This window comes from Microbacterium sp. B35-04, from assembly GCF_010634885.1.
In the GTDB taxonomy this organism is placed as follows: Bacteria; Actinomycetota; Actinomycetes; order Actinomycetales; family Microbacteriaceae; genus Microbacterium.
On sequence record NZ_MWLP01000127.1, the window covers coordinates 1 to 7,926 of the forward strand.

Below are 7,926 nucleotides of genomic sequence, written 5' to 3' on the forward strand. Positions count from 1 at the left end.
GGGGCGGGTCGACTTCGGTCGACCCGCCTTCCTCGTGCGCTGCGTCGCGGTCAGAGCCAGTGGCGTCTGCGGAAGACCCAGTACAGCGTGAGGCTGGTCGCCGCCATCAGGGCGAGCGCCATGGGGTAGCCGAGCGGCCATTCCAGTTCCGGCATGTACACGAAGTTCATGCCGTAGATCGTGCCGACGAGCGTGGGCCCGAAGAGGATCGCAGCCCAGCCCGAGATCTTCTTCACCTGCTCGTTCTGCAGCAGCGCGGTGTCGGTCTGGCGCTGCGTCACGATCGTCGCGTTCACGGTGAGCGTGTTGTCGAGGATCGAGCGGAAGGCGGAGGTCTTGTCGATGATCCGCAGCGTGTGGTCGTGCACGTCGCGCAGCGCCCGCTGCAGCTCGAGGTCGACCTCGTACTTCGGCGCGCCGCGCTGGAGGGCGTCGAGCATGTCAGCGAGCGGTGTCACCGCGCGCTGCAGCGTGATCACCTCGCGCGACAGGTCGTAGATGCGCTTCGAGAGAGTGACCCCGCCGTTCTCGAACAGCGCGTCCTCGATCTCGTCGATGTCGTTCTCGACGCCCTCGACCACCGGGGTGTACTCGTCGACGACCTCGTCGAGGATCGCGTACAGCACCGCCTCCGGCCCGCGTGCGAGCAGTTCGGGGTCGCCCTCCATGCGCCGGCGCACCCGGCTGAGGTCGGGCGACTCGGCATGGCGGATCGTGACGATGAAGTCGGGGCCGACGAACACGTGCAGTTCGCCGAACTCCACCGTCTCGGTCTCGTCGATGTACCTGGCGGGGCGGAGCACGACGAACAGGATGTCGCCGTAGCGCTCCAGCTTCGAACGCTGGTGGCCGGTGAGGGCGTCTTCCACTGCGAGCGGGTGCAGCGAGAACTCGTCGGCGACCTGAGCGATCTCCTCAGCGGTCGGGCGGAACATCCCGATCCACGCCATTCCGTGGTGCTCGCGCGTGTACTCGAACGTCTCGGTGAGGCTCGTCGGATTCTGGATCCGCTGTCCGGCGACGTACACGCCGTTGTCGACGATGGGCATCCGGCAATCCTCCCTCGCCGGCGGGCGCCCGGCAACGATCCTCACAGTATCCAGATGAGCGGATGCCGCACCCTGCGCCACGTCGGCGGCCATGGGTACTCTGCCCTCATGGCCACGACTCGACCCGTGCTCGACTGGCTGCTCGACTCCGACCCGGCGTTGCGATGGCAGGTCGAGCGGGACCTCATCGGCGCGCCACCCGAGACGTGGGAGGCGACCCGAGCACGCGTCGCGACGGAGGGCTTCGGCGCCCGGCTGCTGGCGGAGCAGGATGCCGACGGCCAGTGGGCCGGCGGCGCCTTCTTCCCCGCAGGCTTCTTCGGCAGCGCCGAGGCCGAGGCGCCGGGGCAGCCGTGGGTCGCGACGACATGGGCGCTGAAAGACCTGCGCGAGTGGGGCGTGGATGCCGAGGTGCTCGAGGGCACCGCCGAGAAGCTCGCCGCGAACAGCCGCTGGGAGTACGAGGACCTGCCGTACTGGGGTGGCGAGGTCGATGTCTGCATCAACTCCTACACGCTCGCAAGCGGGGCGTGGCTCGGCGCCGATGTCTCGAAGCTCGTGGAGTGGTTCCCCGCGCATCGCCTCGCCGACGGCGGCTGGAACTGCGAGGCCGAGGAGGGCGACTCGGTGCGGTCGTCGTTCCACTCCACTCTCAACGCCGTGCGCGGCATGCTCGCGTACGAGCGGATCACCGGCGACACGGGCATGCGCGAGGCGCGTCACGGCGGCGAGGAGTACCTGCTGTCGCGGCACCTGATGTTTCGAGCTTCGAGTGGAGAGCTGGTGGGGGACTTCGTGACCCGGTTCGTGTACCCGAACCGGCACCGCTACAGCGCGCTCGCCGCCCTCGACCATTTCCGCCACGTCGCGCTGTTCGAGGGCATGCCACCTGATCCGCGGCTCGCCGAGGCTGTCGAGGTCGTGCGCGCGGCCCGACAGCCTGACGGCACGTGGCTGCAGACGACGCCGCTACCCGGACGCACCTGGTTCGACGTCGACGTCGGTGAGGGCGAGCCTTCGCGCTGGCTGACGATGATCGGCACCCGGGTGCTGGAGTGGTGGGACGCGTCGGGTGCTGGTCGCTGAGTGAGCTCCGGCTCGGCGCGGCTTGTCAGGTCGGTGGGGGGCGCGGGCCCGACGCCCGCGGGCCTTCCGCCGTGCGCGAACTCGGGCCGCGGCATCCGTGAGGGGTCGACACTTGTCGCATGGACGACCAGGAGGCGCTCGACGCGTACTCGTCGACGGTCATGCGCGTCGCGCAGACGGTGCTGCCGTCGGTCGCCGCGGTGAGCGTCCGCACACGGCAGGGAGCGGGTGCCGGCAGTGCGTCGGTCATCACGGAGGAGGGCCACCTCCTCACCAGCGCCCATGTGGTCGAGGGGGCGGTGGGCGTCGAGCTGGCCTTTCCCGACGGCACCGTGGCCGCGGCATCCGTCATCGGCGCCGATCCCCTCTCGGACCTGGCCGTGCTCCACGCCGACGGCTCGACGCCCCCTCCGGTGCGGATGGGGGATGCCGCCGCCCTGGGAGTCGGGCAGCTCGTCGTCGCGCTGGGCAATCCGCGGGGCTTCTCAGGCAGCGTGACGGCGGGCATTGTGTCGGCGCTCGGGCGATCGCTGCCGACCCGGTCGGGGCGCGTGATCGACGAGGTCATCCAGACAGACGCCGCGCTGAACCCGGGCAACAGCGGGGGAGTGCTGGCCGACAGCGCCGGTCGCATGGTCGGCGTCAACACCGCCGTAGCCGGCATCGGGCTGGGGCTCGCTGTGCCCATCAACGCCACGACGCGCGAGATCATCGACGCCCTGCGCACCACCGGGCGGGTGCGGCGCGCCTGGCTCGGCATCGCCGGTGCGACGGTGCCGCTCGGCCCAGACGTCGCGGTGAAGGCAGGAGCGAGAGTCGGGATGCAGGTGATCTCGGTGGTGTCGAACAGCCCCGCCGCCGCGGCCGGCGCCCGCGCCGGCGACATCGTCCTGTCGCTCGACGGCGTCGCGATCGCCGACCCCACCGCACTGCAGCGCCGCATGGTCGCCGGCGCCATCGGGCGACGCATGGAGATGACGGTCTGGCGCAACGGCGCCCTCGTCGACGTGGTGGTCGAGCCCGAGGAGCTCCGCGTCGGCTGAGCCGTCGTCGCGGCAGGACCGTTGGGTTCTTGTGTGTCGCGCGAGCCTCGACGCCCGGAGAGCTGCGACCGACCGCTAGGGGTGAGGGCGCTCGAGAGCCGGGGTGTGCGTCTTATGGGGTGCAGAGGCGGGCAGAATCCGCGGGCCGGGTAAACGAGCATCGGGGCGGTCGCAGCGCGATAGCGTCGGAGCTACGGGGCTCGGGTCGGCAGCGCGGCCGCGAAGTCAGCTGCCGAGTTCTGACGACCTCGTCCTACCCGCCCGATGAGCGACCGCCTCGCGTGCGGGATGCTCGTTCGCGGTACGGCCGACGGACGGCGCCGCCCCAGGTCATTCGGGTTGTGTGACCATCGGAGCATGGATTTCTCGGACGATGCGCCAATGGTGGGGCCAGCCGATGTGGATCGGGAGGCGCTTGCAGAGCGCGGGGTTTCGCTGGCAGAGCTGGTTGCCGCGTTGCGTGTGAGCCTTGATCTCTCGTCGGCGACCGATGCACCGCCAGATGGCTGGCGGGTGCTGAAGCGGTATCAGTCGGGTGCGATGGTGATCGGCGCTCCGACGGATCCGACTGCTGCCGTGTGGCGGGTCGCTCACCTGGACGCGCCGAATGTTGGCGCGGTCGTGATGGTGCAACCGGATCCGATGCCGTTGCGCCCGAGCCGTGCTGAGAGGCGGCGCGGCTTGGAGCTGCGGTGGCCGGCGGTGGTAACCGAGAACCCGATGGCGAGTGGCTACTTCGTCGACATCGTGAACACCGGCTCCTCACGGTGGAAATCGGACGGCGACGGCTTCTACGTCGTTGGGGCGTTCACCAACCCGGGATCGACGGGGTTCGACTTCGCGTGGGTCTCGTTGAGTCAGCACCGACCGGTCCCGCTGGACCCGGGGGAGTATGCCCGGGTGCCGGTGTCGATCAATCCCAGCACGTGGAACAGCCTTGAGCCTCGTACCTATGATCTCCAGGCGGTCCTCGTCAGCGTCGGCCTGCGGACGATCCACCCTCTCCGTGTCGAGGTGTCTGCCGAGCTCATCGCACAGCACCGACAGCAGAACGCGCGTTCACACTCGAGTCCCGAGCGCCGCCGCCGCGCACTGGACCAACAGATCGAGCGAGTACGCGCACAGATCGCCGCCGGCGACGCCCTCCATCACGTCGTCGATGCGGTCGCCGCCTCGCAATCCGACGACGACGCGATCACCAGGATCAGCCACCTCCTGAAGCTCGACGGAGATCTTGCCCGCTCGGTCTACCACTCCTCGCTCAGTGAGCTTTCCTCCAGCCGCAGCGCCCAGCGCGAAAAGCAGCTCGAGCAGCTCACCCAACAACGCGCCAACGCTTGAGTTAGCCGACCGCCCGCCTGAGGACCGGCTTGGGATGCCGCGGCGCTTGTCCTCAGTGAGGAGCTCAGCGGCGACCAGCTTGCTGATCGCCCCCCGGTCTTGAGCAGATGAGTCCGAGCAAGGGACGGGTCCTTTCATGCAACGCCCGGCGTGGGGCCGTTATGCGCAGGGGCAGACGGTCATTTGGCCAGGCGGCCGGTGCGGGTCGGCCTCGGACAGGAAGGTGCGTATCTCGGCACTCACGAGTTGGCCCGACTCGTGAGGGAATCGTCGGCCTGACGCGGCTACCCCCGCACGCGGCTCGCCTCACCGGGCGCGGGCCGCGCGGGATTTGCTACCGCGGCCTACTAGTCTCGGGCGCGGAGTGACCCAAGGAAGGGCATGACTCGGCGACCTCCGAAGCGAATGACTGAGGAGCGACATGGAGTACTTCGATCTCACCGGGCGGCGAGCTCTGGTCACTGGAGGCAACCGCGGGCTCGGTCTTGCGATCGCGCACGCGCTCGCGGCGGCAGGCGCCCACGTGGTCCTGGGCGTCCGCGATCCGGAAAGCGCGGAACTGCCACTGCGGGCGATTCGGACTGAGGGCGGTTCCGCGTCCTCGATCACCCTCGATGTCACGCAGCTCGATGAGGCTCGAGCGGCGCTCGACGCGGCATCCGATGACGGCGCATTCGACATCCTGGTGAACAACGCCGGCGGTGGGATGAACGCGCCGGCGATCGACGTCACGGAGGCGGACTTCGATGCGGTGTGGTCGCTGAACGTCCGTTCGGCACTGTTCCTCTCACAGCACGTCGCGCGCTCGATGCCATCCGGCGGCGCGATCGTGAATATCGCGTCGCAAGCAGGCATCGTGGCGTTGCCCGGCGAGTCGTCCTACTGCATCGCGAAGGCAGCGATGCTGCACATGACTCGCTGTCATGCGGTCGAGTGGGGCGAGCGGGGCATCCGCGTCAACGCGGTCGCTCCCACGTTCGTCGAAACCGACGGTACGGCCGAGGCGCTGTCTGATCCCGCGTTCCGCGCCGACGTCATCGACCGGATAGCGGCCCTGCACCGGATCGGCAAGCCCAGCGAGGTAGCCGGAGCTGTCGTGTTTCTCTGCTCTCCGGCGGCGTCCCTCATCACCGGGCAGACGCTGGTCGTCGACGGCGGGTGGACCATCCGCTGAGGGAGGGCGCGAAACCACTCCGCGATGCGCGCCACATCCGCCTTAGCGGACAACAGCGGCTGGCGAGGGCGACGTCTCAGGCGGCGAGTAGCGTGACCGCATGCTGTACGAAGATGCCTATCCCGTCGTGTTCGTGCACGACCTCATGACGACGACGGAGTTCTACCGCCGCACGCTCGGCCTGGATGTGCTCTTCCAGTCCGACTTCTTCGTGCTCCTCGCGCTGCCCGGAGAACTGCGCGGCGCGATCGGATTCGTGCTCGAGGACCACCCCACAGCGCCACCCGAGGGCCCAGCCATCACTCCCGGAGCGAGTGCATTCCTGACACTCCAGGTGACCGACGCCGCTGAAGCACACGAGCAGCTCGCGCAAAGCGGCACCGTCATCGCCTACGAGCTCCGTGATGAGCCATGGGGGCAACGACGCTTCGGCCTGCTCGATCCCAATGGCCTGTACGTGGACGTCGTCGAGCAGATCGAACCACGTCCGGACTTCTGGCCCCGCCATGGCATCAGTGACTGACGAGAATCGCGCGGAGGGTCGCGTTCGGCTTCCATGTCGGTCCCTCAGCCTGTCGGCGGGGCGTTCGGCGACCGGAGGGTGCCGTAACGTCGGTCATCCGAGCATGACCCCGCAACGGGGTGGGGCCCAGATTCCGACGCCATCGACCGAGCCGTCGCGGTACCGTGCGGCTTGCTGATCAGTCCGCGCGCATCCCGGCCGGGTCGGCGACCGAGAATGCGCCGCCGCCGGTCCCTTCCGGGCAGGGAGGTGGGTACTACGTGCCCGCACCGGATCATGTGCTCGGCCTGAAGTCGTACGACGCAGGAGCTCCCCTCGAAGCCGCCCGGGATGATCGGCCGCCTTGTCGCGTACGACGTCATCCGGTTGTGGCGAACGTGACGCGAGCGGTCGAGAATGACGCCTATGTCCTCGAATCCCTCGACGGCACCGCGACCGCTCGCGCAAGTGTCGCGCATCGCGGCCGCCTTGCCATCCTTGTCTGCGGCGGAGCTCGACGAGCTCGCTGACGCGGTGGAAGCACTCACCGATGCGATCGGCTTGCAGCGGGACTGGCCCGCGAACGACCCATCCGATGTCGACCGCGCCGAGGATGAAGCATCCGTTCCCGTGCTCACGGATGTCGATCTGTCGCGCGGGAGCGAGCCGGATGACAGCGGCGACGAACGCGCGGACCTTCACGCATGGCTCGCGTATCAGCGCCATGAGTTTCTTCGCAAGCTCCGCGACCTGTCGGCCGAGCAGGCGCTGCAATGGTCGGTCCCGCCCGTGGAGTTGTCCGTTCTGGGTCTGGTCCGCCACATGCGGCAGATGGAGGCGGGATATCTCGCCTGGGGTCTGAGCGGCGAGGGTGCGCGTGACTTCTACGGCGACGACGACTTCGCCGGCGGATCGCTGGACAGCGTCGGCGATGACATCCGCGGGTGGCTGACGGAGATAAAGCGAGCGGATGCCGCGATCGCGGCTTCACCATCGCTCGATGCGCGCGGACTCGGTCATGGCCGGACGCTGCGATGGTCGCTGCTCAAGATGCTGCACGAGTACACCTTGCATGCCGGTCAGGCGCACATGATCCGCTTTGCCGCGCTCGGCGAGATGAGGCGCTGATCGTGCCGGATCGAGCGCCGTCCGACATCGGCTCGGGTTCGTCGTGGTCGTCCGGACAGCTGCGCGCCCTCTCCGAGGCGATCGAGATCGAGGTGTCGGCTTCGCGTCGCGACGGCGGCCTCAGCCGCTGGACCCCGATCTGGGTCGTCGTCGATGGGGCCGATGTCTTCGTCCGAACGTGGCACCGGCGCGACACCGGATGGTACGGCGGGGCAGTCAGGTCCGCGGCAGCCCGCATCCGTGTCGGCGACGCCTCGATCGACGTGATCGTCGCGGCGACCGGGAGCACGCATGCTGCCGCCGTCGACGCCGCATACCGCAAGAAGTACGGCGATCTCGCAGCCCGCAGCATGGTCACCGCGGAAGCCGCGGCATCGACCCTCCGCCTCACCCCACGTGCTGACTGACCGCCATCACCCGTGCGTCATGCTCACCGACCGCACCTCATGCTCGCAGCAGGTACTTGCGGCACCTTGACCGGTCGACCACCCAGACGACTTCCCGCTACGACCTCACGCATCGGGGCGAGGTCCTATGGGCCCGCAGTACGGCGCTGGCGGTCACGCCCTTCAATGCGAGGCGTGGACCGGCGCCCTGCCCTTC

8 protein-coding genes are annotated in these 7,926 nt (G+C 68.8%); 7 read left to right on the forward strand and 1 reads right to left on the reverse strand.

Annotated elements, in window-relative coordinates; genetic code table 11:
- Window positions 1–50: 50 nt before the first annotated feature.
- Window positions 51–1,049 carry a magnesium/cobalt transporter CorA gene (gene corA, locus B1729_RS19510; RefSeq protein WP_163620712.1) on the reverse strand — a complete coding sequence of 333 codons (999 nt, stop codon included), beginning with the start codon at window positions 1,047–1,049 and terminating at the stop codon, window positions 51–53.
- A 108-nt stretch (window positions 1,050–1,157) separates the two neighbouring features.
- Here corA and B1729_RS19515 point away from each other — a divergent pair, with 108 nt between their 5' ends.
- The 7 genes from B1729_RS19515 to B1729_RS19545 all read left to right on the forward strand — a co-directional run bounded on the left by B1729_RS19515 (window position 1,158) and on the right by B1729_RS19545 (window position 7,730).
- Window positions 1,158–2,135, forward strand: a complete 978-nt coding sequence (locus B1729_RS19515) for a squalene cyclase (RefSeq protein ID WP_163634470.1) — start codon at window positions 1,158–1,160, stop codon at window positions 2,133–2,135.
- A gap of 119 nt (window positions 2,136–2,254) precedes the next feature.
- Window positions 2,255–3,178 (forward strand): trypsin-like peptidase domain-containing protein, encoded by a 924-nt coding sequence (locus B1729_RS19520; protein WP_163634472.1) that lies wholly within the window; start codon window positions 2,255–2,257, stop codon window positions 3,176–3,178.
- 357 nt (window positions 3,179–3,535) lie between these two features.
- Window positions 3,536–4,519, forward strand: a complete 984-nt coding sequence (locus tag B1729_RS19525) for a hypothetical protein (RefSeq protein WP_163634474.1) — start codon at window positions 3,536–3,538, stop codon at window positions 4,517–4,519.
- Window positions 4,520–4,940: 421 nt separating this feature from the next.
- The gene (locus B1729_RS19530; RefSeq protein ID WP_163634476.1) at window positions 4,941–5,693 is read left to right on the forward strand and encodes an SDR family oxidoreductase; all 753 of its coding nucleotides are present in this window, start codon (window positions 4,941–4,943) and stop codon (window positions 5,691–5,693) included.
- Window positions 5,694–5,793: 100 nt separating this feature from the next.
- Window positions 5,794–6,216 (forward strand): VOC family protein, encoded by a 423-nt coding sequence (locus B1729_RS19535; RefSeq protein WP_163620701.1) that lies wholly within the window; start codon window positions 5,794–5,796, stop codon window positions 6,214–6,216.
- A gap of 609 nt (window positions 6,217–6,825) precedes the next feature.
- On the forward strand, window positions 6,826–7,323 hold the full coding sequence (locus tag B1729_RS19540; RefSeq protein ID WP_163634478.1) for a DUF664 domain-containing protein: 498 nt from the start codon (window positions 6,826–6,828) through the stop codon (window positions 7,321–7,323).
- A 2-nt stretch (window positions 7,324–7,325) separates the two neighbouring features.
- Window positions 7,326–7,730: a DUF2255 family protein gene (locus B1729_RS19545; RefSeq protein ID WP_204318975.1), complete on the forward strand. Its 405-nt coding sequence runs from the start codon at window positions 7,326–7,328 to the stop codon at window positions 7,728–7,730.
- The last annotated feature ends 196 nt before the right edge of the window (window positions 7,731–7,926 follow it).

Coding starts and splice junctions, on each gene's coding strand:
- corA (WP_163620712.1), bottom strand. CDS start 1,049: ATGCCCATCGTCGACAACGGCGTGTACGTCGCCGGACAGCGGATCCAG.
- B1729_RS19515 (WP_163634470.1), top strand. CDS start 1,158: ATGGCCACGACTCGACCCGTGCTCGACTGGCTGCTCGACTCCGACCCG.
- B1729_RS19520 (WP_163634472.1), top strand. CDS start 2,255: ATGGACGACCAGGAGGCGCTCGACGCGTACTCGTCGACGGTCATGCGC.
- B1729_RS19525 (WP_163634474.1), top strand. CDS start 3,536: ATGGATTTCTCGGACGATGCGCCAATGGTGGGGCCAGCCGATGTGGAT.
- B1729_RS19530 (WP_163634476.1), top strand. CDS start 4,941: ATGGAGTACTTCGATCTCACCGGGCGGCGAGCTCTGGTCACTGGAGGC.
- B1729_RS19535 (WP_163620701.1), top strand. CDS start 5,794: ATGCTGTACGAAGATGCCTATCCCGTCGTGTTCGTGCACGACCTCATG.